23 protein-coding genes are annotated in these 26,589 nt (G+C 69.7%); 4 read left to right on the top strand and 19 right to left on the bottom strand.

Annotation, left to right across the window (positions count from 1 at the left end):
- Positions 1-124 precede the first annotated feature (124 nt).
- Both QMK24_RS31290 and QMK24_RS31285 read right to left on the bottom strand, forming a co-directional pair.
- Positions 125-613 carry a chromate transporter gene (locus tag QMK24_RS31290; protein WP_283470214.1) on the bottom strand — a complete coding sequence of 163 codons (489 nt, stop codon included), beginning with the start codon at positions 611-613 and terminating at the stop codon, positions 125-127.
- Between the two features lie 134 nt (positions 614-747).
- Positions 748-1,446, bottom strand: a complete 699-nt coding sequence (locus QMK24_RS31285; RefSeq protein WP_283470213.1) for an SDR family oxidoreductase — start codon at positions 1,444-1,446, stop codon at positions 748-750.
- Between the two features lie 131 nt (positions 1,447-1,577).
- Between QMK24_RS31285 and QMK24_RS31280 the strand changes: the two genes are divergently transcribed.
- Positions 1,578-2,057 carry a winged helix-turn-helix transcriptional regulator gene (locus QMK24_RS31280; RefSeq protein ID WP_283470212.1) on the top strand — a complete coding sequence of 160 codons (480 nt, stop codon included), beginning with the start codon at positions 1,578-1,580 and terminating at the stop codon, positions 2,055-2,057.
- A gap of 58 nt (positions 2,058-2,115) precedes the next feature.
- Here the strand turns inward: QMK24_RS31280 and QMK24_RS31275 are convergent, their stop codons facing one another.
- Complete coding sequence (locus QMK24_RS31275; RefSeq protein WP_283470211.1) at positions 2,116-3,078, bottom strand: helix-turn-helix transcriptional regulator; 963 nt, start codon at positions 3,076-3,078, stop codon at positions 2,116-2,118.
- Positions 3,079-3,205: 127 nt separating this feature from the next.
- Between QMK24_RS31275 and QMK24_RS31270 the strand changes: the two genes are divergently transcribed.
- The gene (locus QMK24_RS31270) at positions 3,206-3,655 is read left to right on the top strand and encodes a hypothetical protein (protein WP_283470210.1); all 450 of its coding nucleotides are present in this window, start codon (positions 3,206-3,208) and stop codon (positions 3,653-3,655) included.
- A 45-nt stretch (positions 3,656-3,700) separates the two neighbouring features.
- On the opposite strand, the gene tpg is transcribed toward QMK24_RS31270, so the two are convergent.
- The 15 genes from tpg to QMK24_RS31195 form a co-directional block, all read right to left on the bottom strand.
- Positions 3,701-4,315, bottom strand: a complete 615-nt coding sequence (gene tpg, locus QMK24_RS31265; protein ID WP_283470208.1) for a telomere-protecting terminal protein Tpg — start codon at positions 4,313-4,315, stop codon at positions 3,701-3,703.
- A gap of 9 nt (positions 4,316-4,324) precedes the next feature.
- Positions 4,325-6,478 carry a telomere-associated protein Tap gene (gene tap / locus QMK24_RS31260; RefSeq protein ID WP_283470206.1) on the bottom strand — a complete coding sequence of 718 codons (2,154 nt, stop codon included), beginning with the start codon at positions 6,476-6,478 and terminating at the stop codon, positions 4,325-4,327.
- Positions 6,479-6,654: 176 nt separating this feature from the next.
- Positions 6,655-8,211, bottom strand: coding sequence for an ABC transporter substrate-binding protein (locus QMK24_RS31255; RefSeq protein ID WP_283470205.1), 1,557 nt, complete (start codon positions 8,209-8,211; stop codon positions 6,655-6,657).
- On the bottom strand, positions 8,193-9,287 hold the full coding sequence (locus QMK24_RS31250; protein ID WP_283470204.1) for an ABC transporter ATP-binding protein: 1,095 nt from the start codon (positions 9,285-9,287) through the stop codon (positions 8,193-8,195). Before QMK24_RS31250 ends, QMK24_RS31255 begins: the two co-directional genes overlap by 19 nt.
- The gene (locus QMK24_RS31245; RefSeq protein WP_283470203.1) at positions 9,284-11,281 is read right to left on the bottom strand and encodes a dipeptide/oligopeptide/nickel ABC transporter permease/ATP-binding protein; all 1,998 of its coding nucleotides are present in this window, start codon (positions 11,279-11,281) and stop codon (positions 9,284-9,286) included. Before QMK24_RS31245 ends, QMK24_RS31250 begins: the two co-directional genes overlap by 4 nt.
- Positions 11,278-12,225, bottom strand: a complete 948-nt coding sequence (locus QMK24_RS31240; protein WP_283470202.1) for an ABC transporter permease — start codon at positions 12,223-12,225, stop codon at positions 11,278-11,280. The genes QMK24_RS31245 and QMK24_RS31240 overlap by 4 nt, the downstream gene beginning before the upstream one ends.
- Before the next feature lie 567 nt (positions 12,226-12,792).
- A complete protein-coding gene (locus tag QMK24_RS31235) occupies positions 12,793-13,632 on the bottom strand; it encodes a PaaX family transcriptional regulator (protein ID WP_283470200.1) in 840 nt (279 codons plus the stop codon).
- Between the two features lie 117 nt (positions 13,633-13,749).
- Positions 13,750-14,490, bottom strand: a complete 741-nt coding sequence (locus QMK24_RS31230) for a maleate cis-trans isomerase family protein (protein WP_283470216.1) — start codon at positions 14,488-14,490, stop codon at positions 13,750-13,752.
- Between the two features lie 101 nt (positions 14,491-14,591).
- The gene (locus QMK24_RS31225; protein WP_283470199.1) at positions 14,592-15,500 is read right to left on the bottom strand and encodes a fumarylacetoacetate hydrolase family protein; all 909 of its coding nucleotides are present in this window, start codon (positions 15,498-15,500) and stop codon (positions 14,592-14,594) included.
- 187 nt (positions 15,501-15,687) lie between these two features.
- Positions 15,688-16,800: a cupin domain-containing protein gene (locus tag QMK24_RS31220; RefSeq protein WP_283470198.1), complete on the bottom strand. Its 1,113-nt coding sequence runs from the start codon at positions 16,798-16,800 to the stop codon at positions 15,688-15,690.
- The gene (locus QMK24_RS31215; protein WP_283470196.1) at positions 16,797-17,834 is read right to left on the bottom strand and encodes a carbon-nitrogen hydrolase family protein; all 1,038 of its coding nucleotides are present in this window, start codon (positions 17,832-17,834) and stop codon (positions 16,797-16,799) included. Before QMK24_RS31215 ends, QMK24_RS31220 begins: the two co-directional genes overlap by 4 nt.
- 13 nt (positions 17,835-17,847) lie before the next feature.
- Positions 17,848-20,244 carry a bifunctional salicylyl-CoA 5-hydroxylase/oxidoreductase gene (locus QMK24_RS31210; RefSeq protein ID WP_283470195.1) on the bottom strand — a complete coding sequence of 799 codons (2,397 nt, stop codon included), beginning with the start codon at positions 20,242-20,244 and terminating at the stop codon, positions 17,848-17,850.
- Positions 20,245-20,340: 96 nt separating this feature from the next.
- A complete protein-coding gene (locus QMK24_RS31205) occupies positions 20,341-20,823 on the bottom strand; it encodes an acyl-CoA thioesterase (protein ID WP_283470194.1) in 483 nt (160 codons plus the stop codon).
- A gap of 52 nt (positions 20,824-20,875) precedes the next feature.
- Positions 20,876-22,501, bottom strand: coding sequence for a benzoate-CoA ligase family protein (locus QMK24_RS31200; protein WP_283470193.1), 1,626 nt, complete (start codon positions 22,499-22,501; stop codon positions 20,876-20,878).
- Positions 22,502-22,606: 105 nt separating this feature from the next.
- Positions 22,607-23,131: an ATP-binding protein gene (locus QMK24_RS31195; protein ID WP_283470192.1), complete on the bottom strand. Its 525-nt coding sequence runs from the start codon at positions 23,129-23,131 to the stop codon at positions 22,607-22,609.
- 316 nt (positions 23,132-23,447) lie between these two features.
- Here QMK24_RS31195 and QMK24_RS31190 point away from each other — a divergent pair, with 316 nt between their 5' ends.
- On the top strand, positions 23,448-24,386 hold the full coding sequence (locus tag QMK24_RS31190; RefSeq protein WP_283470191.1) for an alpha/beta hydrolase: 939 nt from the start codon (positions 23,448-23,450) through the stop codon (positions 24,384-24,386).
- 166 nt (positions 24,387-24,552) lie between these two features.
- A complete protein-coding gene (locus tag QMK24_RS31185) occupies positions 24,553-25,320 on the top strand; it encodes a phosphatase PAP2 family protein (protein ID WP_283470190.1) in 768 nt (255 codons plus the stop codon).
- Positions 25,321-25,421: 101 nt separating this feature from the next.
- On the opposite strand, the gene QMK24_RS31180 is transcribed toward QMK24_RS31185, so the two are convergent.
- The gene (locus QMK24_RS31180) at positions 25,422-26,429 is read right to left on the bottom strand and encodes a LacI family DNA-binding transcriptional regulator (protein ID WP_283470189.1); all 1,008 of its coding nucleotides are present in this window, start codon (positions 26,427-26,429) and stop codon (positions 25,422-25,424) included.
- Positions 26,430-26,589: the final 160 nt, after the last annotated feature.

Below are 26,589 nucleotides of genomic sequence, written 5' to 3'. Positions count from 1 at the left end.
GTGGGGTTCGGCGGGGTGGGGTTCGGCGGGGCCGGGCGGGCGCGGATCGCGACTTCCAGGGCGCCGGCGGCCACCAGGACCAGGACCATCCAGGGGCCGACGAGTGCGACCGCCGCCGCGCCTGCTAGGAAGTAGCCGGTCCAGCGGGCCCGGGCGGCCCACTGGTCCCGGCCCGCTTCCAGCTCGCCGGGACCAGGGCGACCGCAGCCTGCACCGCGACGGCGGCCACGGCCGCGCCCGCTCCGGCGGCCGCCCCGCGCACCCACAGCGGCGGGTCGCCGGCGAGGAACAGGGCAGCCAGGGCGAGGATCAGCACGAGTCCGGGGACGATGAAGGACACTCCGCCGATCAGGGCTCCGGCCAGGCCGCGCAGTCGCCAGGCGGTGAAGATGGCCAGCTGGGTCGAGGCGGGGCCCGGCAGCAGATTGGTCGCCGCGATGCCGTCCTCGAACTCGGCCGCACTGATCCAGCCCCGGTGTTCCACGCACAGCTTCCGCAGCAGGGCGATATGCGTCGGCGGGCCCCCGAAGCCGACGCAGTCGATCCGGCCCCACTCCCGGGCGATCGTCCCCAGCCCCACCCGCTGAACCGCGGCCTCGTCTGCGCCGTCCACGGGTCCTCTTTCGCCTCTCCGGTCCGTCCTACCAGCGGCGCGACCCTATCCGGCGGGCGTGAACGGCGTGTGGCCGACCCGCACCTTTCCCATCGTGGGCTTCTGCGCGCTCAGTTACGGCGGGAGGTCGGGGCCTACGGGAATTGCGGGTACAGGGCTGTGACACCGCCGGAAAGGTTGGCCTGGATGTCGCGACTGATGTCGTCGATGACGATTTCATACGCGCTGTCGGCGAGGGCGTCGATCGCGGTGCGGGCGACATCGGAAGTGTCCTGCTTGGGCCCGTTGACGCTCTTGGCCATGTCGGTGTCCATGAACCCGACATGCAGACCGGCGACCCGGATGCCCTGGTCCGCCAACTGCAGACGCAGGGCGTTGGTCAGACCCCATTCGGCGGACTTGGCAGCCGAGTAGGCGCCGATGCCGGGCAGGCTGAACCAGGACAGGACGGAGAGGATGTTGAGGATCGCGCCACCACCGTTGCCGGTGATCGTGGGGGCGAAGGCCCGTGTCATCGAAAGTGTCCCGAAGAAGTGCGTCTCCATCTCGAGGCGGATCTTCTCCAGGTCCGCGGTGAGCAGATCCGCACCGGTGGACGAGCCGGCGTTGTTGATCAGCAGGGTGACATCACCGGCGGCCCGGGCGGCGGCGGCGACCGACGCCGGGTCGGTGATGTCCAGGGCGAGCGGGCGAGCACCGGGCAGATCGACCTGCTCAGGGTTGCGGGCGCCGGCGTAGACGTTCGCGCCACGAGCGAGCAGCTCCTTGGCCAAGGCACGTCCGAGGCCGCGATTGGCCCCGGTGACCAGCGCGGTGGTGTTGGCGATGTCCATGACGGGATCTCCTGTCCAAGGGCGCTGGAGCGCATCGGGCGTCCCATGCCATCTGACTTATGTTTATAGAAGCTAGATGGACCCTACGACCAGACTGGTGTTTAGGCAAGTCAGCCTTTAGGCTGGGAGTCATGGCTGACTTCCTGGAGGACCGAGACGATTGGTCGATGACCAACTGCTCGGTCGCGCGGGCGCTGGAGATCGTCGGCACGAGATCGGCGATGCTGATCCTGCGCGAGGCATTCCTCGGCACCCGCCGCTTCCATGACTTCGCGCGACGCGTCGGCATCGGTGAGCCCGTGGCGGCCGCGCGGCTCAAGGAGCTGACGGCGCAGGGCCTTCTGGAACGCGTGCCCTACCAGGAGCCAGGCCAGCGCACCCGCGACGAATACCGGCTGACCCGCAAAGGCGGCGAACTGCTGCCCGTGATCACCGCCCTTCGGCAGTGGGGCGATGACTGGGCAGCGGACTCCACCGGGCCCTCGGTACGCGCCACGCACCGCGAGTGCGGGTCACCCGTGCACGCCCGGCTGCGCTGCGACGCGGGTCATGACGTCGACCAGCGCGACATCGAGATCACCGCCGGCCCGGGCCTGATCGCTGTTTCGTAGCACCATCACCATCACCATCACCATCACCAGCACCGGTACGGCCGGGCCGCCGCGCCGGTCAGCCGGAGGCGTAGCGGGCCGCCAGGGTTCGGGAGGTCTCGGCGATGCGGGCGCGCAGGTCCGGGGGTCCGAGGACCTCGACGTCCGCGCCGAGGGCGAGGAACATTCCGTGGGCGGCCTCGAGTGACTCGATGGGGAGGACCGCGCGGAGCCACCCGTCCGGTTCGGGGGTCCCGGTGTCGGTCAGGGCCAGGGCGGCCGCTCCCGTGAAGCGGGGTGCGGCGTGCGGGGCGATCCGCACAAGCGCCTCGGCGCGGTACAGGCGGGCGTGGAAGTCCGCCTGGTAGCGCTGCCAGTACTCGGCCAGATCGAAGTCCTCGGGTGGCTGGAAGGTCTCGCTGCTCACGGTGAGATCGAGGATCTGGTCGACCCGGAAGGTACGCGGTCCCGGTCCGGCCGCCGCGATGACGTACCAGCGGCCCGCCTTGAGTACCAGGCCGTACGGTTCCAGGCGCCGGTCGACATCGGTCGGCGCCTTCCAGCGGCGGTACCGGATATCGAGTACCCGGCTGTTCCACACCGCGTCCGCGACCTGCGGCAGATGCGGGACCTCGGCGTCCTCGGAGTACCAGCCGGGCGCGTCGAGGTGGAAGCGGGACCGCATCCGGTCGGCCTGCTCGCGCAGTTCGGGCGGGAGTGCCGCGCGCAGCTTGAGTTGGGCGGCGGCCAGGACCGAACCGAGCCCGAGCTCGGCGGCGGGTCCCGGGATGCCGGAGAGGAAGAGTGCCTCCGCCTCGCCCGCGTTCAGCCCCGTCAGCCGGGTGCGATAGCCGGCGAGCAGCTGGTAGCCGCCCGCGTGCCCGGCGTCTCCGTACAGGGGAATGCCCGCCACGTGCAGCGACTGGACGTCGCGGTAGATGGTGCGAGCCGTCACGTCCAGCTCCTCGGCGAGCTGCGCGGCGGTCATCCGGCCCCGGGTCTGGAGCAGCAGAAGGATCGACAGAAGGCGGCTGGACTTCACTGACACAAGATGTCAGTGAACCGGTTCTACAGTCCAGTCATGGATTGCACGGCGAACCCGCCGACGGCCACGCCTACCGCACTTCCGCACCACTCCGTTCCCCCGGCACCAGCTCAGGAGACTGCTCATGGACAACTTCGACTTCCTCACCGGCACCTGGGACGTCGCCAACCGGTGGCTCACGGACTTCCTCGATGAGACGAGCCCGTGGGAGGAGTTCCCGGCCGTCAGCCACGCCTCCCGGCACTTCGACGGCGGGGCGAGTTTCGACGAGATCGACTTCGCGACGAAGGGCTTCAGCGGCCTCACCTTGCGCCTGTACGATCCCGAGCTCAAGCAGTGGTCCCTGTACTGGTCCAGCAAGCGCACCGGCACCCTGTTCCCGCCGGTCATCGGCCGGTTCGCCGACGGCCGGGGCGAGTTCTACGGCGACGACACCCATGCGGACAAGGAGGTCCGGGTGCGTTTCATCTGGTCGGACATCGCCGATGAGCGCGTGCGCTGGGAGCAGGCGTTCTCCCTCGACGGGGGAACGACCTGGGTGACCAACTGGATCATGGATTTCACCCGCCGCTGACCCTTTCGAGCCTCCGTTCCCGCTGATGAACCAAGCGTCCCGGCGCTATGAGTAGTCGATTTCCACGTACTCGATGGCGTTGAACTCGACCAGCAGTCCGTCCGCTCGGCGCCCCTTGTCCTTGAAGTAGATCTCCTGCAGTCCCTCGGCGACGATGTCCTTCATCTGGTCGTGCGGCGCGCCGGAGTCCTGGGCGGCGAAGAGGCGGGCGGCGTACTCGGGCGGGAGGTGCTGGGTGATCAGACGGATGCGGCCGTCGTCGGTGGTGCCGGGTGCGGCGGTGAATCCGAAGCGCGCCCTGGTCTCCACCGTGATGCCGGCCGTTGTGGCGGCCTTCTTCCGGGCCTGGTCCTTGACGCGGGGCTGCCACGTCTTACGGACCGCGGCAGCCAGCTTGGCGGCGTGATCGCCGGCCGCATGCTTGATCTGTTTGTCCCGGTAGCGCTCCACGGTGCGCTGGGACACGCCGATCACCTGGGCGACCCGGCGGGCCAGCTCGGCCTTGGAAGCGGGTTTCCCGCCGGTGGCCCTGATCTGCCTGCGGTCGGCGATCCGGGCCTGTTTCAGCAGGTGTTGGACCCTGCCGTAGGTCGTATGGGGGATCGGGCGGTGCACGGTCTCCTGCTCGGCCTTCTCCAGCGCGTCATCGAACAGTCCCACGGCCTTGTCCTACTCTCCGTCGTCGGCGGCGTCCACGCCTTTGATGTGCCGGGCCGGGTTGTGGCCCTCGTCGAGCATGTGGACGGCCCACATCAGCTCCTGGGTGCCCTCGTGCTTGACCATCCCGGGCGAGACCCCGAGGCGGAATGTGCCCGGCAGCGGCTTGCCGTCCTCGGTGTGCGGCAGGAAGTCCAGCGGCGTGGGGCCGTCGGAGAGGTAGACGGCGCAGTCGGAGAGGACCGCGATCGGGTAGAGGCCGGCGACCGACATCCTGAGCATCTTGCGGTGCATGTTGACACGGGCCGCGGAGATGACCGCGGCGCGGATGTCGGGGCGCCAGGTCGGGCGCTCCAGAGCCGGCCAGCTCTCGCCGGGACGGTACTTCGCGCCCTGCGGCCGCTCGCGGAGCTTGCCGATGCCGCCCTTGACCGTGGCCTTGATGGCCGAGAGCACTGCGGCCTGCCCGGGGTCGACGTCCTTGTGCTGTTCCATCGCGGCGAGGAAGTCCGCCCCGGCCAGGTCGGATGTGACACGGAGGTCGGCCATCGTCGCCTTGTACGCGTCGCTCAGCCGTGTATACCAAGGGTCGAGGTAAGTGCCGCTCTGCGGCCGTACATACGCCTCGATCGGATGGATCGTCAGCTGGAGACCGAGCAGGCCGATGAGCTCCTGGGCGTAGGCGACGGTCGGCGTCGCGTACCAGGCCGGACCCGTCGGCGTCATGCCGTGCGGGGTGAACGGGCTGGGCAGTCGCGGGTCCAGCTCGATGCCCGCGAGGTCGACCAGCCAGCTGCCCGGCGTCTTCTTGTCGAAGACGGGCCGCTTGACGTGGACCGCCTCACCCAGGCCGACGATCAGCCGGTTGGCGGCGGCGAGGAAGGCGGTGTTCACGTCGATACCGACGGCGAACCGCGTCTCGCACTCGTCATCCGTGAGCTCCTCCGGGTCCCGGATCCAGTCGTACGCCTCTTCATCGAGGACTTCGGCCGGGGTGCGCTGGTGGTTGCGCGGGTACAGCGCGGCGACCACCGGGTGCTCGTCCGGCGCCTCGGGCGGCGCCGGGTCGACCGCCCGGGTGAGCGAGCCGGGCACCGGCCCTGACACCCAGGTGTCGGTGGCCTCGTCTCGGACGGCGCGGGTCGGCGGGCGCAGCGCGGTCATGAGTTCCAGGCCGGCGACGGCGCTGGAGCCGCGCGGGGTGATGACTCGGGCCGCGTAGCTGCCCAGCACTTGGGCCAAGTCGGCCGGCGCGAGGGTCGAGGCGATGCCCCAGGTCCGCTGATCGAGCGCTCCCCAGGACGGGATCGACAGCTGAACGCAGTTGCGCTTGCCGCCTTCGGACGGACGGTAGATCCGTGCCCACGGTCCGAACCCGCGCTTCGTCAGCTGCCACTTCGCCTTGGTGATCTGCGCGATGACCTTGTGATCCGCCGGCAGCCGCCGCGTACGCCGGGTCTCCGGATCGTCCGGGAGCCCGGCCGGGAGGCCGAACCGTACGGCCGCCGACTCGGTCAGGACGATCAGCGGGTCGAGGTCCTTGCCGGAGCGGTGCAGCCGTGACGCGCCGAGACCCGACTGGGTCAGCGTCCAGTCGACCAGTGCCGGGAGTGATGTCGCCGGGCACTCCAGGATGAGGCCACCGACGCAGTACGCGGTGCCGTCGCCGTCCAGTACCGCGAGCGGACCGCTGGGGAAGTCCGGGTCCGAGACCGCGGCGGGCTTCGCCGTACGAACTGGGGCCGGCTGCTTCACCGGGTTGCGCCAGGCCTGCGTCGGGGTCGGTGCCCGCGGCGGTACTGACGTCGGCGCCGGCCTGGCGCTCGTGGCGGGAGCAGCCACCGGCGCAGCCGCCGGAGCGGGGGCGGGCGGGACCGGCGGCAGGGGCGCAGAGGGGGCCATGACCGGTTCGGGTGCGGCGGCGTTGACCGGGTACAGCTCGGCCAGTTTGTCCAGGAGACGGGCGTAGGCCTCGCGCTGCGGAGGCCGCGGCTCGGTCTTCCCCTTCTCCCACGACACGACCGTCGCCCGCCGGATCCGCAGGGCGTCGGCGAGCTCGTCCTGCGTCAGGCCGTGGGCCTTGCGCAGCCGCTCCCGCTCAGCGGGCGAGGGCAGAACGGACCGCTTGGCGATCAGGGCGTCCACCGCGTCGAACAGCTCGGACATGCAACACCTCCGAGCCCGATCATACATTGGAACCGACTTTTCGCGGACATTTGACGTTCATTTAGCTGATGTGTCGGCAGAGGAGGTTCGGTCCACGATGAGGTCCCCGGCCGGAGCCCGGCCGGGGATCTCGGTTCCGCCGGCCGGCCTTGGCGGAGGCCGGGCGGCCGGGCCGACTACTTGGGTGCCACGTTCCAGGCCAGGTCGGGAATGTAGCTGGGCGCCGCGGTGAGGCCCGTCAGCTTCTTGCTGTTGAACGCGTACAGCCCGTCCATGCGCAGTACCGAGACGAACCACGCCTGGTCGACGACATAACGCATGACGTCCTGGTACAGCACCGGCTGTTCGGCCGGCGCGGCGGCGGCCGCCGCGGCGAGCTTGCCGGTGATTTTGGGGTCGGAGGAGGCGAACGGGTTGAAGGCGGTGGCGTGCGGCAGCATCCAGTCCAGCGATAGTGCGTAACTGGTCGCGCCGCCGTAACCGAAGCCCAGGAGCGGGTACTTCTGGGAGGTGGCGCTCGCGAGCCACTGGCCGACGCTGGTGTCGGTGGTGACATCGGCGGTGACGCCGATCTGCTTCCACTGCTGGACGACGGCCTGAGTGACGAGGTCGATGCCGAAGAAGCCCTGGGTCTCCATCGTCAAGGAGAAGCCGTTGGGGTATCCGGCCTCGGTCAGGAGCTGCTTCGCCTTGGCCGGGTCGTAGGGGTAGTGGTTGTCGTAGTCGGCCGCGAAGCCGTCCAGGCCCGGAAGGGAGATCTGGTCGGTGGAGTGGCCGTGGCCCTGGACGATGGCCTTGGTGATGGCGTCCCGGTCGACGGCGTAGTTGAGGGCCTGCCGCACCCGCAGGTCCTTCAGGGGTTTGGCCAGGGTGCCATTGCGGTCGACGAGGTTGACGCCCAGGAACACATTCGGCGCTCCGACGACCTGGAGACCTCCCGAATCGGCGGTGTCCACCTGGTTGGCGGTGATGGCCATGGCGTCGGCCTGGCCTGCCTTGACCGCCTGGAGTCCGGAGTTCGGGTTGCCGACGACCTTGATGACCACCTTCTTCCAGTGGATCTTCTTCTTGTCCCAGTAGTGGGGGTTGGGCGTATACGTGTAGTGGTCGCCGGAGACGGTGTGCGCGGTGTCCAGGACGTACGGGCCCGCGCCGAAGGACTGCGTGCCCATCTTGGTGGGACTGGCCAGGCCCTGGGGGCTGATCACCGAGCCGACCATCAGTATCTGGGTCATGAGCTGCGGCAGGTTGGGGTGCGGGCTGGAGCAGTGGATCCGTACGGTGAGAGGACCGGTCGCGGTGACCGAATCGATCGCTGACGTCCAGGAGACGTTGAGACCGTTCTTCCGGCTGTAGTTCAGCGAGGCCGCCACCGCCTTGGCGTCCAGGGGGGTGCCGTCGGCGAACTGCAGCCCGCTGCGCAGGGTGAACTCGAATGCGGTGTTGCCGGTGCCGACATAGCCCCACTTCGTGGCGAGCCCGGCGCCGGTCCGGCCGTTCTCCCCCTGTCTGAGAACGGTGTCGTAGGTGAGATTGACGAACCAGTTGTCGGAGCCGACGTTGGCCTTGGCCGGGTCCAGGCTCGCCGGGGCACCGGGGGCGACGACGGTGAGGGTATCGCCCTGGCCGCCGCCTCCTGCGCCGGAGTTGGATCCGGATCCGCTGCACGCGGTGGCGGAAACGGCGAGCACGGCCAGCGTCGCCAGCCCACTGGTCATTCGCTTTCTGAACATGTCGCTTCCTTAACTCTCGAAACTCTCGAAACAGCCGAAACTGACGAAACGGTGGGAGTGGTCGGAACTGTCGCGCCCTCGGCCGCGGCCAGTTCCGCGGCGCGGTGACAGGCGGCCGAGCGGGCGGCCGCGGAGCCGCTCCCGCCGCCCCCTGGAACGGGCCGCAGCAGCGGCCGTTCGCTGTGGCATTTGTCGATGGCGTACGGACAGCGGTGCGCGAAGACGCAGCCGCCGACAGCGGGCGCACCGGTGGAATCGGCGGTCCCCCGCGCTGCCGTGCGGGCGCGCTGGACGCGCGGGTCGGGTTCGGGAACGGCCTCGAGCAGCGCCCGGGTATAGGGGTGGACGGGGTCGGCGTACACGGTCTGCGACGGCCCTGACTCCATGACCTGGCCGCGGTAGAGGACGACGATGCGGTGCGAAAGATGTCGCACCACGGGCAGGTCATGGGCGATGAACAGATAGCTGAGGGACAGGTCGCTCTGCAGCTCAGCCAGCAGATTCATCACCTGGGCCTGGATGGACAGGTCAAGGGCGCTGACCGGCTCGTCGCAGATGACCAGGCTCGGCTCCAGCATGAGAGCGCGGGCGATGGCGATCCGCTGGCGCTGTCCGCCGGAGAACTGGCCGGGGTAGCGGGCGGCGGTGTCGGGGGGCATGCCGACCCGCTCCAGCATCTGGGTGATGCGCGCGCCGGTGTGCCGTTGATCGTGCTTGCGGTGGACCAGCAGCGGTTCCGCGAGGGTCTGTCCGATGGTGCGGGCCGGGTTGAGGGAGGAGTACGGGTCCTGGAAGACCACCTGCAGCCGGGCGCTGAGCCCTCGGCGGACGCGGGGCCGGGCCCGGGTGATGTCGGCGCCCTCGAAGTGGACCTGGCCCGAATGGACGGCGTTGAGGCCGAGCACGGCGCGGCCGATGGTGGACTTGCCGGATCCGGACTCGCCGACCAGCCCGACGGTCTCCCCCGCCGCGATGCTCAGGGACACGCCGTCGACCGCGCGCAGCGGCGGGGTGCGGCGGCCCTGACGGAACTCGACCGTCAGATCCCGTATGTCGAGGACGAGCGGCTGGGTCATGACCGGGTGCCTTCCACGAGGAGCTGCTGGGAATGGATGCACCGGGTGAGCCGGTCGGGCGCCGGCTCCGTGAGCACCACGGGCTGGTCCGTGCACGCGTCGGTGGCCAGGGTGCAGCGGGCGGCGAAGCGGCAGCCGTGCGGCCAGTCCCTGGGGGCCGGCACGGTACCGGGAATGGTCGGCAAGGGCCCGCCGTCGCCCGCCAGATGGGGGTTGGCGGCCAGGAGTACTGCGGTGTACGGGTGCAGGGGCCGGATGAACATCTCCTCGACCTCGGCCTGTTCCACGATCTGCCCGGCATACATCACCACCGACCGGTGACACAGGTCGGCGACCACGCCCCAGTCGTGGGTGACGATGAGTACGGCCATCCCGGTCTCGGCCTGGAGTGTGCGCAGCAGCGTGAGGATCTCGGCCTGGACGGTGACGTCAAGTGCTGTGGTGGGTTCGTCGGCGATGAGCAGCTTGGGGCCGCCCGCCAGCGCCAGCGCGATCGCCACCCGTTGTGCCATTCCGCCCGAGAGCTGGTGCGGGTAGCGCCTGGCGACCGTGGCCGGATCGGGGATGTTCACCATCTGCAGGAGGTCGGCCACCCGGCTGCGTGCCTCGCGCCGGTCGCAGCGCCGGTGGCGCCGGACGGCTTCGGCGAGCTGGTGTCCCACGGCGAACGTGGGGTCGAGGGCGACCATGGGTTCCTGGGAGACATAGGCGATGCCCGATCCGCGCACGTGGGCAAGGGCGAGGGCGGCGGACGGGCCGGCCAGGTCGACGCCGTCGAAGAGCACCTGGCCGGCGGTGATCCTCCCGCCGCCGGGTATCAGACCGAGAATGCCGAGTGAGGTCACCGACTTGCCACAGCCGGACTCGCCGATCACGCCGAGCGTTTCGCCGGCGTGGACGTCGAAGCTCACGCCCTGGACGACGAGGGTTCCGCCGATCTCGATCGACAGGTTGCGCACCGACAGCAGTGCGCCGGGATCCGCGGCGGTGGTTTCCCACGACGGGACGGCCGTATCAGTCGTATCGGGCCTATCAGCCAAGGCCGTTGGAGCGATCGGAGCCGTTGGAGCCGTTGGAGCCGCTGAGGCCCGTAGCAGTGCGGCAGCGGGCGCCGCCAGCTTGGAGACCGACCAGCCCTCGACGGACGCGTCGCGGATCGCATCGCCCAGCAGTCCCAGGGCCATCACGGTGAGGACCAGCGGAACCCCGGCCGGGACGAGCATCCACGGTGCGCGGTCGATGGCCTGCGAGGCATCGGCCACCAGTCCGCCCCAGGACGGGTTGGGCGGCTGTGCCCCCAGGCCCAGGAAGCCCAGACCGGACTGGATGATGACCACGACCGCGGCGAACAGCGCCGCCTGGACGATGACCATGCTGGTCATGCGCGGCAGTACGTGGCGCCGCAGGATCCGGCCGGGCGTCAGACCGGCGACCCGGGCCGCCGCGACATACAACTCCTCGCGAATGCCGAGGGTTTGGGAGCGCAGCACCCGGATCATGCCGGGGCTCCCGAGTACGCCGAAGGTGATCATCGCGGCGTGCAGGTTGCCGGGGAACACGGAGAGCACGACCAGCACGATGATGATGCCGGGCAGGGCGAACAGCAGGTCGGCGGTACGGGTGATCAGCCAGTCCACCCAGCCGCCCAGGAATCCTGACGCCAGGCCCAGGGTGACCCCGATGAGGAGGAAGACCACCAGCGCCTCCCCGGTGGCCAGGAGCGTCGAACGGCCGCCGAACAACAGCCGGCTCAGCAGATCGCGGCCCAGGTTGTCGGTGCCGAGCAGATGATCCGCCGAGGGGCCGCCCAGGACATGGGCGAGGTCCTGGTCCAACGGCCCGTGCGGGCAGATGAGTGCCGCGCCTGCGGTGGCCGCGATCAGCAGCACGAGCCATCCGATGGAGACCGCGCCCGCCGGTCGGCGCAGAATCCTGCGCACCAGACCGGGTGGATGTGCGGCCTTTCCGGCCGCCGCTGTCGTCAGCTGTTTCATGAGGCACGCACCCTCGGGTCGAGTCGGCCGTAGGCGAGGTCCACCAGCAGGTTGACGAGCACCACCAGCACGGTGATGTACAGGACGGCGCCCTGGATGACGGGGATGTCGTGCTGGACGGTCGCCTGCTGCGTCAGGCTGCCGAGCCCGGGCATCGCGAACACCGTCTCGACGAACACCGCGGCGGCGAGCAGACTGACCAGCACCACACCCATCACGGTCACCACCGGCAGGGCCGCATTGCGCAGCACGTGCCGGTAGAGGATCGAACGCTTCGAGAAGCCGTTGGCCTGCATCACCCGGATGAAGTCGCGTCCGGAGGTGTCCAGCACGGAGTCACGGGTCTGCTTGGCGATGATCGCCACCGCGCTCAGTGACAGGGACAGCACCGGCAGGACCAGCGACCGCCCCCACTGGACCGGATCATCGGCGAACGGCACATAGCCGGTGACCGGAAACCAGTGCAGTCGCACGGATCCGATCGCGATCAGGACGAGTGCGAACCAGAACGCCGGTACCGCCAGGCCGAACAGGGAGAGCCCGTCCACGGCCTTGACCAGGAATCCCCCGCGTCGCGCGCTGAGGAGGCCCAGTGACACGCCCAGGATCCCCGACACGAAGGTGCCCGAAATGATCAGGGAGAGGGATACGGGCAGCCGGCTGTTGAGCACCGAGGTCACGGACTCCCCGCTGAAGAGGGAGGATCCGAGGTCGCCGTGGAAGACGTGCACCAGCCAGTGCCAGTACTGCACCGGCAAGGATTCATCCAGGCCCAACTGACCGCGCACCGCCTGGTATTGCTCGGCCGTGGCGTGCTGGCCCACGATCGTGCGGGCCGGGTCGCCGGGGACCAGGGACACCAGCACGAAGGTCAGGGCGGAGACCAGGAACAGCAGCGGAGTCGACGACAGCAGTCGCCTGACCGCCAGCCAGAGTATTGCCATGCTCACCTCATAGGGAGTCGTGCAACATGTCGGTCAATCAGGGATTTCGAGCCCTGCGGGGGCGGCGTCGCACCGGAGCGGTCTTGCGACGGGCATGTGCATCGCGCCGGCGGACAAGCGGGATCGCGGTGGCGCTGCGCAGCGCATGCGCATCGCATCGTGCGGAACCTGGCGCGTCAGAGAATCTGCGGGCTCATGGGCGGATTACGCCAAGCCCTTCCGGTCGGCCATCGCTTCGGGTTCATGTGATGGCCCGACACCGGCGCCGAACGGCGCGGTTCCGTGACGAGAACGGGTGGCCCGGAGGCTCGACCCTTCAAGAGATTATCGCGCCAAAATAACTGTCGCTAGACACTCTCTATAAACTTTGGGTAACCACCGCCTCCCTCATCGCGCACCGCACACCCCGTGCCGGAGTACGCGCATCGACAAGAGACTGCTTACACGTGTTACAGGCGCCCGTCCAGGGGGGTCACATGAAACTGCACCCTCATGGGCATCCAAGAGTTACAGGTGTAATGGAAGGGATGACGGAGCGGTCTCCGGTCGTCGACGGGGGCCTGTCCGTCAGACCCGCGGAGTCACTTCGGCGAGACCGGTGACTTTCTGTACATGACGCAGGCTCGGCTCGGCGAGTACGAGATGCAGCTGCTGGAACACCTGGCGCGCGGCGACCGCGTTCCAGTCCGCGGGGAGCAGTTCGGTGGGGAGCCCGGGATCGAGGTACGGAAGGCGGCGCCACTGCGTGAGCATCGGCACGTAGTGACGGAACGCTTCAGTGGTGTCGAGGTCGCTCTGCCGGGTCAGCCGCTCGGCGACCGGCGCGTAGGTGTCGGTGAACGCCGCGTACTGCGTCTGGATCGCCGGAAAGTCCCACCAGCTGCTGACGGTGGTACGCAGGTCGCTGAACGCGGCGTAGTCGGCGGCGAACAGGTGCACATAGTCGTCCAGCCCGAGGCGGACGAGCGTACGGCGGGTGTCGTCGAGCAGCCGGCCGGGCGCCAGCCAGACGCCGGAGGCGATGTTCCCGAAGCCCAGCCACGTCAGACGGGTGCGCAGCTGGTACCGCTGGGAGCGTTCGGACTCCGGTACGGAGAAGACGGCCATCACCCAGCCGTCACTCAGGTCCGCGGGCTCCAGGCTGCCGAAGATACGTCGGTCGCCCTCGTCGAAGACGCGGTGAACGGCGGGGCTGACCCGGTAGCCGGTGGCACCCTGCCGCTCGGGTTCGAGAACGCCGCGCTTCTTCAGCCGGGAGATCGCCGAGCGCACCGCGGGGCTGTCGACGTCCAGTTCGGACATCAGGGTGATCAGGTCGGCGATGGAGATCCATCCACCGAGACGGCGCAGGAATGCTCCGTAGACGGTGTTGATCACAGAGCTGGGCCGGGTGGGGCTGTCCGACATGATCGCCTTCCGTTGTGTGCGGCGGCAATCCTATCGAGCCGGGCGCCCGCGGCCCGGCTGGGGATCGGGACGGGAGGGGGCGCGTGCGGCGTCATGACCCGGACGGCCCCGGGGTGGTCACCTCGCGGTCGCCGCCTGCTGGACCAGGGGCGCGTCGGCGTACGCGCCGGACAGCAGATGACCGGCTCCCGGGGCCACGGCCGGGAGGTCGAGAGCACGCAGCATCTGGTGGGCGGTGCAGACCGCGGCGGACACGACGGGCTTGCCCAGGAGCTGTTCGGCCTCCTCGATGGCGCCCAGGGAGGGCATCTGCACACAGGCGGAGAGCACGACGGCGTCGGCCTCCTCGTAGTCCAGGGCGCGGGCGATGTCCGGCAGCAGGCCCGGGTCGTGCGCGGCGACATCGAGGTTGTTGGGGATTTCCAGCGCCTCGTAGTCGAGCACCTCGAAGCCCTCGTGGGTGAGGTACTCCACCACGGTCCGGGTGAGCGGGCGCATGTACGGAGCGACCAGGGCGATCTTCTTGGAGCCGAGGGTGTGCAGTCCGTTGACCAGGGCCCCGGCACTGGTGACGACGGGCGCGGAGGCCCCGTTCTCCGCGGTGCGGGTGTGCAGACGCTCCTCGGACGTGCGGTGATAGCCCAGGCCCATGCTCATGATGGCCACCAGACAGGCGTACCCGAGCACGTCCACATGGGCGTCGGACAGCTCCACGGCGCACCGGTCGGAGTCGGCGTCCATGGCCCGGAGCTGTTCGGGCGTGACGTGGGTCATGCGCATCCTGCTGGAGTGGAAGGTGAAGCGTTCGGGCGCGACGGTCTCCCGTGCGCGCAGGATGGCCGGCACTTCGGTCTCCATGGTGACGTTCGAGCTCGGCACGATCTGGCCGATCCGGTAGGTGCGGTGGGACACGGGAGGGCACTCCTCTGCTGGACGGTGATGCGGGCGGTGGTGATCGGTCAGCGGGCGTCGACCACCGGGTTGGCCAGGGTGCCGATGCCCTCGATCGTGGCCTCGACCAGGTCTCCGGGCTGGAGGAACTCCGGGGGGACCATACCGGCGCCGACACCCGAGGGGGAGCCGGTGGCGATGACGTCGCCGGGCTCCAGGGTCATGCCCGAAGTGATGTCGGCGATGAGCCGGGCGATCGGGAAGAGCATGTGCCGGGTGTTCGACTTCTGCTTGATCACGCCGTTGACCCGGAGCGACAGATCCAGTGCCATCGGGTCGCGCACATCGCCCGCGGTGACCACTGCCGGGCCGAACGGGGCGTAGGAGTCCTGCCCCTTGGAGAAGAACCACTGGCCGGAGCGGCGCTGATCGCGGGCGCTGATGTCGTTGATGATGCTGTAGCCGAAGATGTGGTCCCAGGCGTCCTCCTCCGGAACCCGGAAGGCGGTACGGCCGATCACGACAGCCAGTTCGCACTCCCAGTCCAGCTGTGTCGTCAGGTTCGCGTTGTGCAGGATCGGCTGCCCGGGGCCGGTGACCGCGGTGGCGGGCTTGCCGAACAGAACCGGACGGCTGGGGAGTTCCTTGTCGGTGTCCAGGCTGCGGCTGGACTCCGCGACATGTTCGACGTAGTTCAGACCGACACCGACGACCTTGCCGGGGCGCAGCGGTGCGCGGAGCGAGATATCGCCGATCCGGTGGACGGCTTCGGCCGGCCAGGTGGCGGCGTCGCCGGCCAGCAGGCGCCGCACGGTGTCGTGGGCGGCGGCACCGGCCTGGATGAACGTCAGCAGGTCCGGGGGCAGTCGGACGTTCGCGTGGCCGGCCAGAACGGCGAGATCGACCACCCGGTCGTCGTCGACCTGGGCGCCCAGCCGGTTGGTCGAGTCGTCCAGGGTGAAGGTGATCAGTCGCATCGGGTGCTCCTTGCGGTGGGCTGTGAGGGAAGGGGATCCATGAGGCCAGGGGGTGGGCCGGCGGTGCCCTCGTCAGGAGGGCACCGCCGACCGTGCCGGGGACGGTGTCGGCGCGACAGGAAGGTCCCCGGCGGCGCTGCCGTTCCGCCACCGGTGTCAGGGCCGGCGGTTGCGGAGGGAGCGCGGCTCAGACGGTGGGCTGGTGCCCGCCGTTGTCGGTGTAGGCCTCTTCGCGGTAGAAGCCGAGTGAGCGCATGACGGGGAAGTCGTTGAAGGAGAACAGGCAGGCGTCCGCGGACTGGTCGAGGTTGATGTGCTCGTGCCAGGCCCAGGACGGGACGCAGAAGATGTCGCCCTGCTTCCATTCCAGGCGCTGTCCGGCGATCACGGAGACGCCCCGACCCTTCGCCGCCGTGTAGACGACAGAGCCGGTGTGCCGGTGGGCCAGGGTGCTCTGGCCGGGGCGCAGCAGCTGCATATGGGCACCCATGGTGGGCATGACGGAGCCGCCGCTGACCGGGTTGGTGTACTCCGCGATCACTCCGTCGTACGGGGATCCCCCGGAGGCCTTGGCGAGGTTGCGCAGGGCCTCGTAGGTCGGTTCCCACGGGTAGGCGAGCAGCGGTGAGTACGGCCTGGTCCACTTCTCCATGCCGTAGGGCAGCAGGTTGCCACCGTACGTGAGGACGGAGGAATTGATGACGTCTCCGGGTGTCTGGTACAGGTCGGGGTGGACCTCGTAGAAGCCCGCGTCCAGGGCGTTGACCAGCGGGATGTCGAGGCCGTCCTGCCAGATGACAGGGGCTTCGTCGCTGTCGTTACCGTGTTCGTGCCAGGTGCCGTTGGGGGTGATGGCGAAGTCGCGGGGTCCCACCTTGAGCTTCTGTCCGTCCACGACGGTCCAGGCGCCGGTGCCCTCATGGACGAAGCGCAGGGCGGCGGCCTGGTGACGGTGGGCGGTCATGGCTTCGCCGGGGCCCATGATCTGCAGGCCGGTGTAGAGGAGTCCGACGGCCGCGCTGACGTCCTTGCGGCCGGGATTGACGAGCATGACGACGCGCCGGCCGGCGTCGTCGGCCTTGACCAGGTCGAGTGCCTTGTGGACCAGGGGCCTGAGTTCGTCGTAGCGCCACAGGACCGGCACGGACTTCGGCTGCGGATACCAGGGCTCGATGTCGTTGGCGACGGTCCACAGCGCGCCCGACCGGAGTTCGGCGAGTTCGCGGTAGTAGGCGGTGAGTTCGGGGGTGTCGGAAACGCGCGCCCGGCCAAGCATGGTGTCGTCGTGCTCGGTGGTCATGCTTCCTCCTGCGGGGTGGTGGTTTCCGTCGCGGGGTGGGCGACGGCGGGTGCCGCATCGCGGAGCGCGGGGTCTGCCGAGAAGGTCACCGGGGGGCGCGGGCGGTTGTCGACGTGGAGCTGGAAGATGTCGAAGCGGTTGTAGTGGCCGACGATGTCGTGCATCTGCTTGGGCTGGATGCACTTGGCGAGGTCGATCTCGGCGTAGACGATGCCGTCGTCGTCGATCAGCGGTTTGGTGACCGGACGCCCGTCGGGGCCGAAGATTCCGGACAGCGCGCTGCGCGGACGGGCGAGCATCCGGCGTACCTCCTGATCGTCGCCGGCGATGGTGTCCACGATCTCCGGGGAGATGGTGGAGCAGGCCACGACGGAGAAGACCTTGCCCTCGAAGCTGTGCGCGGCGGTACGGACCGCGATGGCGTCCGCCATGTCGTAGTCCTCCGGGGCCACCGGCAGCGCGATGTAGCTGGCGGCGTGCACCAGTTCGCCCTGGGCCAGGAGCGTGAAGCGGGCCAGTGTGTTGGTGTTCTCACCACAGGCCAGCACACCGAGCGGGCCCACGGGAGTCCGGTGCACCCGCAGGGAGCTGCCGTCACCGCCGGTCCAGGTGAGCTTCTCGGCCCAGGTCGGCACCAACTTGCGGTGCACGCCGAGCAGTTCCCCGTCCGGTCCGATGGTCAGCAGCGTGTTGTGGAGAACGCCGAGGCTGTGCGGGCCGCGCTCGTTGACGCCGATGACCACGACGACTCCGTACCGTCGGGCCGCGGCGCACAGAGCGTCCACGTGTGGTCCGGGAACGTCGATGGAGGAGAGGTAGAGACGCTCGAACCACGGAGACCCCTGAACGGGGTTCATCGTCCAGTTCCAGTAGGGGTAGCCGGGGACGAACACCTCGGGGAAGACGATCAGCGAAGCGCCGTTGGCCGCCGCTTCGTGGATGAGGGCCACGGCCTTGTCGACGGTGGCCGCGGCGTCCAGATAGACGGGTGAAGCCTGGACGGCGGCGGCGGTGAAGCGGGGCAGGGTGTCCATTGGATCCTCCAGGTCAGCGGGCGGTCGCCGGCGCGGGTGCGGCGGCTTCTGAGTGCGGAAGCCAACGCTGGTGCACGGGGGCGGCCGGTTCGCGGAGCAGCTGGAGGCGCGGGGCGATGCGGTCGCTGCGGGCGCCGGGGGGCTTTCCGCTGCCTGCTGTCCAGGACGGCGGCCAGGGGGCGGCGGGTCCGGTGTAATTCTGGGCCGCCGCGGCGTGCAGGGTCCACAGCGGGTCGTGGAGCTGGGCCCGGCCGACGGCGCACAGGTCGGCACGCCCGGCCAGGATGATCGAGTTGACGTCGTCATAGGTGGAGATGGCGCCGACGGCGATGGTGGGGATACGGGTGGCGTTGCGGACCAGGTCGGCGTAGGGCGTCTGGTAGCTGCGGCCGTACCGGGGGCGTTCGTGGGCGACGACCTCGCCGGTGGATATGTCCACGGCGTCCGCACCGGCGTCGGCCAGGGCCCGGGCGATGGCGACCGCGTCGGCTTCGCTGGTACCGCCCTCGGCCCAGTCCGCGGCGGAGATACGGATGATCAGCGCCTTGCCGGCCGGCCATGCGGCGCGGACCGCCCGCAGCACCTCCAGCGGGAAACGCAGCCGGTTGCCGAGGGAGCCGCCGTAGACGTCGGCGCGCACATTCGTCAGCGGGGACAGGAAGCCGGACATCAAGTGGCCGTGGCCGTACTGCAGTTCCAGTGCGTCGAATCCGGCGCGGTCGGCGCGCTCCGCGGCGCTGACGAAGTCGCGGACGATGTGGTCCATGTCGTCGCGGGTGGCTTCGCGAGGCAGCGTGCTGGCCGCGTCCCAGGCGAGCGGGGAGGCGGCGATCAGGGGCCAGCCCTCGTCGCCGAGCGGTGCGCACCTGCCGTCCCGCCCGGGGGTACCGGTCGCGGCTCGGCGGCCGGCGTGGGTGAGCTGGATGCCCACGCAGGTGTCCGACTGCCGGTGAACGAAGTCGGTGATCCTGCGCCAGGCCGCCTCCTGTTCCCCGGAGTACAGGCCGGGGCAGCCGGGCGTGGCCCTCCCCTGCGGGCTGACGGCCGTCATGCCGGCGAAGACCAGGCCGGAGCCGCCCAGCGCCTGGGTGCTCAGGTGCACGAGTTCGAACTCACCGGGGATGCCGTCGCGTGCGGTGTACAGGGCGGTGGGCGGCACGACCACACGGTTGCGCAGGTGCAGGCCGCCGAGCTGGAAGGGACGGAACATCGGCGGGACGGAGGTACCCGTGGGCCGGGTGATCGCCGTGTGGGCCGTGGTATGCCAGGAGTCGACCGTGCTGGTGAACTCCTCATCGCGTTCGCGGAGGTTGTCGTACGTGACACGGCGGCTGCGGGTGAGCAGGTTGAAGGCGAACTGATGCGGGTCCTGCCCGGTGTACCGGCCGATGTTCTCGAACCACTCCAAGCTGGCCTGGGCGGCGCGCTGGGTGGATTCCACCACCGGCTTGCGTTCGGCCTCGTAGGCGGTGAGCGCGGTGGAGACGCCGGGGTGTTCATGGAGACAGGCCGCCAGGGCGAGTGCGTCCTCCATGGCGAGTTTGGTGCCGGAGCCGATGGAGAAGTGCGCGGTGTGGGCGGCGTCCCCGAGCAGTACGACGTTGTCGTGGCGCCAGGTCCGGTTGCGCACGGTGGTGAACCGGATCCACTTGGAGTTGTTGGGCAGCAGACGGTGCCCGTCGAGGTGGCCGGCGAGTATCTCCTCGCACAGCCGGATGCTGTCCTCGTCGCTGGTCCCCGGCGGGTGGTCGCGGGCCGCGAACTTCTCGAAGCCCGCGCGCCGCCAGGCGTCCTCGTCCATTTCGACGATGAAGGTGCTGCGGGTGTCGTCGAACGGATAGGCATGGACCTGCAGGGTGCCGAAGTCCTGTTCGGCGACGATGAAGGTGAAGGCTTCGAAGACCTTGTCCGTGCCGAGCCACATATAGCGGCTGTGCCGCTCGTCGAGGTCCGGTACGAAGGTCTCCGCGTAGGTGTCACGCGTCGCCGACCGCACACCGTCGCAGGCCACCACCAGGTCGTACTCCGCGGCGAGTTCCGCGACCGGTGGGGCCGGGGTGCGATAGCGGACGTCCACGTCGAGGGTGGCGCAGCGTTCCTGCAGGATCTGGAGCAGCCGCTTGCGTCCCACGGCGGCGAAGCCGTGCCCGCCCGAGGTGAGGACCCGGTCCTTGTAGCGGACGTCGATGTCGCTCCAGCGGGCGAAGTCCGCGGACATGGCATCGAAGATCTCCGGGTCGGCCTGCGCGATGCCGTCGAGCGTCTCGTCGGAGAAGACCACCCCGAACCCGAACGTGTCGTCGGGCGCGTTGCGTTCCCAGACGGTGACCTCCCAGAGCGGGGAGAGCTGCTTGGCCAGGGCCGCGAAGTACAGCCCGCCGGGCCCGCCTCCGATGACTGCTACGCGCACGGCGTCCTCCTTGTGGTTCCAGGAACAAGATATGCCGTTTTTTAGACGGCCGTCAAGAAGACAATATATCGAGTCGGGATGAGCCCGCCCCGCTGGTCAGGCGAAGCACTCCGGGGCCTGCGGGCCGGCCTTGGTGAGGACCTCACGCACGTCGTCGGGCCAGGGCGTGGACCCGGTGGCACGGGCGGCCGAATGCGCGATGATCATGCGTCCGGTGGCGGCGGTCCCCTCCCCCTCACCGCGGACGGTGAAGGCGTAATGCAGGGAGCTGGTACCGACCTTGGTGACGCGCAGTTCGGTGTGGACGGTCTCCCCGAACCACAGCCGCGCCCGGTAGTCGGCCTCGAAACGGACCCGGGGGGTGCTGCCGAAGAGATGGGCCAGCCCCAGGCGCCGCAGCAGGACGGCCTCGGCCGCCTCGACCCAGCGCACCACGGTGGAGTGGTGGTAGTGCCCGGCCGCGTCGGTGTCGGGCCACTCGACCCGGCGCTCGACGACGACACTGGGCAGGTTCTGCGCGACGGCGTCCGCGCATCCGGCGGCGGGGGGCGATGTCTGCTGCGGGCTGGAAACGTCCATGGTGGTGCCCTGCTTTCTTGTCGTGGGTTTCTTGCCGTGGTTCGGACAGGCCCTAGCGCGCCGAGCCGCGCGCGAGCTTGCGCAGTTCGCCGCGCTGGAGCTTTCCGTTGCTGGTGCGCGGCAGTTCAGTGACGAACTCGATCGCCCGCGGGTACTTGTACGGCGCGATGGCCTGCTTGACGTGGTTCTGCAGTTCCTTGGCGGTCACCTCGTCGGCCGCGATGCCCGCGTGCAGGACCACGTACGCCTTGACCAGCATTCCGCGCTGCTCGTCCGGTGCGCCGACGACGCCGCATTCCGCGACGTGGGGGTGGGCCACGAGCGCCTTCTCGACTTCGGGACCGGCGATGTTGTACCCGGAGGAGACGATCATGTCGTCGCTGCGGGCCACGTACCAGAAGTAGCCTTCCGCGTCGCGGATATAGGTGTCACCGGTGACGTTCCAGCCGTCCCGGACATAGGTCGTCTGGCGTGGGTCCGACAGATACCGGCAGCCCGTGGGGCCGGTGACGGCGAGGAGACCGGGCTGCCCGTCGGGGACGGGCCGGCCTTCCTCATCCACCACGGCCGCCCGGTAGCCGGGAACAGGTATGCCGGTGGAACCGGGGCGGATGTCCTCGTCGGCTGCGGAGATGAATACATGGAGCATCTCGGTGGCTCCGATGCCGTCGATGATGCGCAGTCCGGTGGCGGCGTGGAACTCCTCCCAGACGGCCGCCGGCAGCGCCTCGCCCGCGGACACGCACCGGCGCAGTCCGGCCAGTCGGTCCACCGCTCCCGCGGCCATGATCGCCCGGTATGCGGTGGGTGCGGTGAAGAGCACGGTGACGCCGTGCTCCGCCACGAGGTCGGCCAGTCGCTGCGGAGTGGCCTGCTCGATGAGCAGGGTCGCCGCGCCCACATGCAGGGGGAAGACGACCAGCCCGCCGAGCCCGAAGGTGAAGGCCAGCGGCGGCGTGCCGGTGAACACGTCGTCCTGCCGGGGCTTGAGGACGTGGCGGGAGAAGGTGTCCGCGTTGGCCAGCACGTCCCGGTGGAAGTGCATGGTCGCCTTGGGCCGCCCCGTCGTGCCGGAGGTGAAGGCGATCAGGGCCACATCGTCCGCAGCGGTGGCGACAGTGGAGAAGTCGCCGCTCTTGACCACACAGCGCCGCGACAGGTCCCCCTCCTCGGGACCGCCGTAGGCGAGCACGGCAAGGCCGGGGGTATCGGCCGAGGTGAGCTCGTCGAGGTAGCGGTGGTCGCACACGGCGACAGCCGGCCGGCTGATGTCGTGCAGCTCGGTGATCTCGGCGGCACGCAGCAGCGGCATGGTGGTGACGGCGACACCGCCGGCCTTGAGCACACCGAACCAGGTGGCGACGAGCCACGGGTTGTTCGGTCCGCGCAGCAGCACGCGGTTCCCCGGGTGGAGGCCGAAGTCCTCGGTGAGCACCTGGGCGACCTGATTGGCGCGGCGCAGCAGTTCGCCGTAGGTCCACTTCTCGGAGGGAGTCAGCAGACAGAGCCGGTCCGCGCCCCAGCGCTCGACGGCGTCGTCGAGCAGTCGCTGGGCACAGTTGAGCCGGTCGGGGTAGTGCAACTCCGGTAGATCGAATCGCAGTTCGGGCCAGAGGTGGAAGGGCGGGAGCCGATCACGACAGAAGGGGTCGGCATGCGCGGAAGGGGAGAGCTCCATGGGGCGGCACCTCAATCTCGGGGCAGCGGGGAGAGTGGTGCAAGTATCTCGCTTAACTAACGACAGTCAATCTTTCGCGATATAGATTTTTGTTAACAAACCTCTTCAGGGCGCGGGTATGCGCACCCGGACGGCCTTGCCGCGATCGCGGGGAATGACAGCCACTTCGCCGCCCGCCTCGGCGACCAGGAGACCGACGATCATCAGGCCGCGGCCGCTCTCGTCATCGGGGTCGGCCTCCGGCCCGGCGAAACGCGGCAGCGCCGGATCGCCGTCGGCGACATCGAGCTGCAGCCATCCACCGCCGAAGCTCACGGTGACGCACAGGCGGTCGGTCACGGCTCCGGCGTGCTGCACGGCATTGGCGACCAGTTCACTGACGGCCAGCAGCAGGGTGTCGACGGCTGCGCCGGAGACCCGCCAGCCCTCGAGAACGGCACGCGTACACGTGCGGATCCGCGGGACGACGGCGGCGGTGGGCCTCGGAGCCCAGGCGACGAAGGTCCGCCCGGCGGATGGCGGGCGGGGAAATCCCGAGGCCCGGTTGGTGCCCGCGGTGCCGGCCGGTGCGGGTGCGGATGCGGGTGCGGATGCGGATGCGGATGCGGGTCGGGCGAGGGCGGTGAGCATATGGAGCTCCCGGGGGAAGGGCGACAGCGCCGGGTTGTCTCGTGCAACTGCCCCAGAAGGCCGACTGCGGTGCGTGGCTGAATCGAGGGGCACCGATGGTCGTGAGGAGTCCTGTTACACGTGTAACATCCTAAGCACCTCCCGTCGCGAACACAAGGCATTTCGGACAAACCTCACGAGGCCATGGCGATCCCGGAGACCGCGGCAGCCGCGCGACCTCCCCGATTCCCGCCGCACGACGCACGCCGTACGCCGCACGCCTGCCGCGCCGTGGAGCGCCACCACCGCATCAACTCTGATTGGAAAAGGGGCGGACATGACTCAATCGCTTCCGGCCGAGCTCGACCTGGGATGGCCGCCGCCTCCCTACCTGGCTCCCGTTTCTGTCGTGCTGGGCGACGACGGGGTGCGCCACTTCGAGGGGGCCACCTACGCGACCACTCCCGGATACCGGCCGCGCCTCCTCGACGTCCACGTGCCCACGGCCGAGGGACCGGTCCCGGCCGTGATCTGGATTCACGGCGGGGGCTGGCTGGAGGGCGACCGGCGCTATCCGCCGCCGACCATTCCGGTGGATCTGCTGCACGGTGCGATCCTGGGTTCCGGGCTGGCCCTGGTGTCCATCGACTACCGGCACAGCCTCGAGGCGCCGTTCCCGGCGCAGCTGCACGACGTGAAGGCCGCCATCCGCTACGTCCGGCGTTTCGCCGACGCCTTCGGCATCGACACGGCCCGGATCGGCGTGTGGGGCGAGTCGGCCGGCGGCCATCTGGCCGCGCTGGCGGGGCTCGTCGGCCCCGACAGCCCGGAGAGCGAAGCGCTGGAGGGCACCGAAGGAGTGCGCGACGAACACAGCGCCGTCCAGGCCGTCGTGGACTGGTACGGCGTGTCCGATCTGGAAGCGCTGCTCTCGCACCCCATGCCGCCCTCCCCGCCAGGCGCGGAGTACCCCAATCCGTTCAGTGCGCTGCTGGGCGGCACCGCCGAACAGTGGCCGCAGCTGGCGCGGACCGCCAGCCCCGTCACGTATGCGGTTGGGGGGACTCCCCCGCCGTTCCTCCTGGTGCACGGAACGGCTGACGGCCTTGTGCCCTACAGCCAGAGCGAGCTGCTCGCCCAGGCGCTGAAGAGCGCTGGCGGCGATGTCACGCTGCAGCCCGTGGACGGCGCCGACCACATCTTCCTCGGCGCCCCGGACGTCACACCGATCGTGACCGAGGGCGCTGCCTTCCTCTCCCGCCACCTGGGCGCCTGACCGTCAGCCTGCCTGACGGCCTGTCCGCCCCTGTTCCATCCGACCGGGTAACCGGTCTTCGCTTGGATGACCCGGTACGGGGCGCTGCCCTGTGGCGCCCCGTACCACTCCCCTCACCCTGCCCATACCCCGGCCCTGCAACGCGCCGTGGCCGCTGGAGACTCTCATGTCAGGAATATCGGCCCCCACCGCCGCCCAAGTGCCCGCCCCCACAACCGATGCCGCGGAGACGTCCGGACGCCGCCGCTTCTCCCCCGCTCCCCCGCCCGCCCGTGCGCTCGCCCTGGGCGTGGTCTTCCTCCTGGTCACCGCAGTGCTGGGCTTCATGATCCACGCGGATCCCGCGCGACCGCTCTTCCAGGGCCTGGACGCACGCTGGCTCAGCTGGATGGGAGGCCCGCACGACGGTCTCTACGCCGCTGCGGCCGCCGTCCTCAACTGGTTCGGCGGGCCCCTGGGCGTGGTGGTTCCTCTCGCGCTGCTGATCTTTCTGATCGCGCGGAAACGCTGGTGGTCCCTGCTCTACCTGCTGACGGCCTACCTGGCGGGCAACATGGCCGTCGTCCAGATCCTCAAGTACTGGGTGGACCGGCCACGGCCCGCGCATCCCCTGGTCCGGGTGGACCACGGCTCATTCCCCTCCGGGCACGCGGCCGGAACAGCGCTGCTCGTGGTGATCGTCGGTGCGCTGCTCGTCCCGGCCTCCCGGCGGCGGGCGTGGTGGTTCGGCGGTGCGTTGTTCACCGTGGCCATGATGTGGAGCCGTACCTGGCTCCATGCCCACTGGCTCAGCGACACCGTGGCCGGTGCCATGGCCGGCGCCGGCGTCGCGCTGCTGCTGTGGCGGGTCTTCGCACCGTTGCTGGCCCGGGAGGGCCAGGGCCGCAGGCCGGAACGGGCCGAAACGTGTGGGACGCACCCGCTCAAGTCCTAGGCAACTGCCGTCCGTTGCACCCGCACTCCCCGCAGGCCGTGGCGAGCAGCTTGCGGGGTTTCAGGCCCGCGACCGACGGCTCCCGGCGGCCCGGGACCGGTTCACGAGGACTCTCGCGCGACGAGGACGGGCTCCATGCCGGGCACCGGAGGGGCACTGCCGTCCTCGATCAGCGTGTGCAGGAGGTCGGCGATCTGCGCGGCCGAGGGCAGGTCGAGGCGGACGGTGGTGAGCGGGGGCCGCTGCAGTGCGGAGGGAACAAGGTCGTCGGAGCCGACGACGGACACATCGTCCGGGACGGCGATTCCTTCGTCCTGGAGCGCGTGCATGAGCAGAGCGGCGTACTCGTCGTTGTAGGCGAAGACCGCGTCCAGACCCAACCCCCGCCAGCGCTTGGCCAAGTCGCTCGCCGACTCACGGGTGTACGCGATGTCCAACGCCGTGACGGTGGCCATGTGACTCGCGGCGACCTGCTGTGCGCCGGCCAGTCGCGGCCGGGCGAAGGCGTCGAGGCCACGCTCCTCCGGCATGAGCACCCCGATCCGGCTGCGGCCGCGGGCGATGAGGTGTTCTGCGGCCACCGCACCGATGCGGCTGTGGTCGAAGGCGATCGTGTAGGCGCCTTCCACCGGTCGGGCGGCGAAGGCGAGGAGGCCGCGCACACCGGCGCGGCGCAGAAGGTCCGCCGCCTGTGGGGTGAAACGGTCCCCGTCGAGGGCCACTACCGCCACGGGCCGCAGTTCGGCCCAGGCCCGGGCGGCGGTGACCGCATCGGGGAACCGGCCCGCGTGGAGCACGGCGGTGTATCCGTGACGGTCGAGTTCGCTGTGCAGATCGTCCACCCAGTTGCTGACCAGACGGCCTATGGCCGAGACCGATGTGGGCATCAGCACCAGGTTGCTGCGGCCGGCGCGCAGGGAACGGGCAGCGGCGTGCGGCACGTATCCCAGCTGTGCGGCGGCGTCCAGCACCCGGGCGCGCGTGCTGTCGCGCACGCGATGGGCCTGGGTGTCGTTGAGCACGAAGGACACAGTGGCGCGGGACACCCCCGCCAAGCGGGCCACATCCGCGCTGGTGATCGGCCCCGGGGTGGTCGTGTCCTTGGCCATGATGTCCTTGATCGATTTCGACGGTCCGGCGACTGGCTTTCCAGCACAAGGTTACACGCGTCAAAACCGACGAGCGGGAGCACTGCTGGTCAGCGGCCGGTGACCGCGTTCGCGCGACTCATGCGAGTCGATACCGGACGGACGGACCCGGGGCCCGGTT

Source organism: Streptomyces sp. PH10-H1, from assembly GCF_030063355.1.
In the GTDB taxonomy this organism is placed as follows: domain Bacteria; phylum Actinomycetota; class Actinomycetes; order Streptomycetales; family Streptomycetaceae; genus Actinacidiphila.
Note: the sequence above shows the minus strand (reverse complement) of the source record. Positions and strands in the feature narration are given on the sequence as shown.

Excerpts from the sequence above, each read along its gene's own strand:
- QMK24_RS31185 (WP_283470190.1), top strand. The coding sequence starts at position 24,553 with ATGTCAGGAATATCGGCCCCCACCGCCGCCCAAGTGCCCGCCCCCACA.
- QMK24_RS31240 (WP_283470202.1), bottom strand. The coding sequence starts at position 12,225 with ATGGCAATACTCTGGCTGGCGGTCAGGCGACTGCTGTCGTCGACTCCG.
- QMK24_RS31230 (WP_283470216.1), bottom strand. The coding sequence starts at position 14,490 with ATGGAGACCGAAGTGCCGGCCATCCTGCGCGCACGGGAGACCGTCGCG.
- QMK24_RS31190 (WP_283470191.1), top strand. The coding sequence starts at position 23,448 with ATGACTCAATCGCTTCCGGCCGAGCTCGACCTGGGATGGCCGCCGCCT.
- QMK24_RS31205 (WP_283470194.1), bottom strand. The coding sequence starts at position 20,823 with ATGGACGTTTCCAGCCCGCAGCAGACATCGCCCCCCGCCGCCGGATGC.
- tap (WP_283470206.1), bottom strand. The coding sequence starts at position 6,478 with ATGTCCGAGCTGTTCGACGCGGTGGACGCCCTGATCGCCAAGCGGTCC.
- QMK24_RS31225 (WP_283470199.1), bottom strand. The coding sequence starts at position 15,500 with ATGCGACTGATCACCTTCACCCTGGACGACTCGACCAACCGGCTGGGC.
- QMK24_RS31280 (WP_283470212.1), top strand. The coding sequence starts at position 1,578 with ATGGCTGACTTCCTGGAGGACCGAGACGATTGGTCGATGACCAACTGC.
- QMK24_RS31285 (WP_283470213.1), bottom strand. The coding sequence starts at position 1,446 with ATGGACATCGCCAACACCACCGCGCTGGTCACCGGGGCCAATCGCGGC.
- QMK24_RS31270 (WP_283470210.1), top strand. The coding sequence starts at position 3,206 with ATGGACAACTTCGACTTCCTCACCGGCACCTGGGACGTCGCCAACCGG.
- QMK24_RS31250 (WP_283470204.1), bottom strand. The coding sequence starts at position 9,287 with ATGACCCAGCCGCTCGTCCTCGACATACGGGATCTGACGGTCGAGTTC.
- QMK24_RS31215 (WP_283470196.1), bottom strand. The coding sequence starts at position 17,834 with ATGGACACCCTGCCCCGCTTCACCGCCGCCGCCGTCCAGGCTTCACCC.
- QMK24_RS31200 (WP_283470193.1), bottom strand. The coding sequence starts at position 22,501 with ATGGAGCTCTCCCCTTCCGCGCATGCCGACCCCTTCTGTCGTGATCGG.
- QMK24_RS31180 (WP_283470189.1), bottom strand. The coding sequence starts at position 26,429 with ATGGCCAAGGACACGACCACCCCGGGGCCGATCACCAGCGCGGATGTG.
- QMK24_RS31255 (WP_283470205.1), bottom strand. The coding sequence starts at position 8,211 with ATGTTCAGAAAGCGAATGACCAGTGGGCTGGCGACGCTGGCCGTGCTC.
- QMK24_RS31245 (WP_283470203.1), bottom strand. The coding sequence starts at position 11,281 with ATGAAACAGCTGACGACAGCGGCGGCCGGAAAGGCCGCACATCCACCC.
- QMK24_RS31220 (WP_283470198.1), bottom strand. The coding sequence starts at position 16,800 with ATGACCACCGAGCACGACGACACCATGCTTGGCCGGGCGCGCGTTTCC.
- QMK24_RS31235 (WP_283470200.1), bottom strand. The coding sequence starts at position 13,632 with ATGTCGGACAGCCCCACCCGGCCCAGCTCTGTGATCAACACCGTCTAC.
- QMK24_RS31195 (WP_283470192.1), bottom strand. The coding sequence starts at position 23,131 with ATGCTCACCGCCCTCGCCCGACCCGCATCCGCATCCGCATCCGCACCC.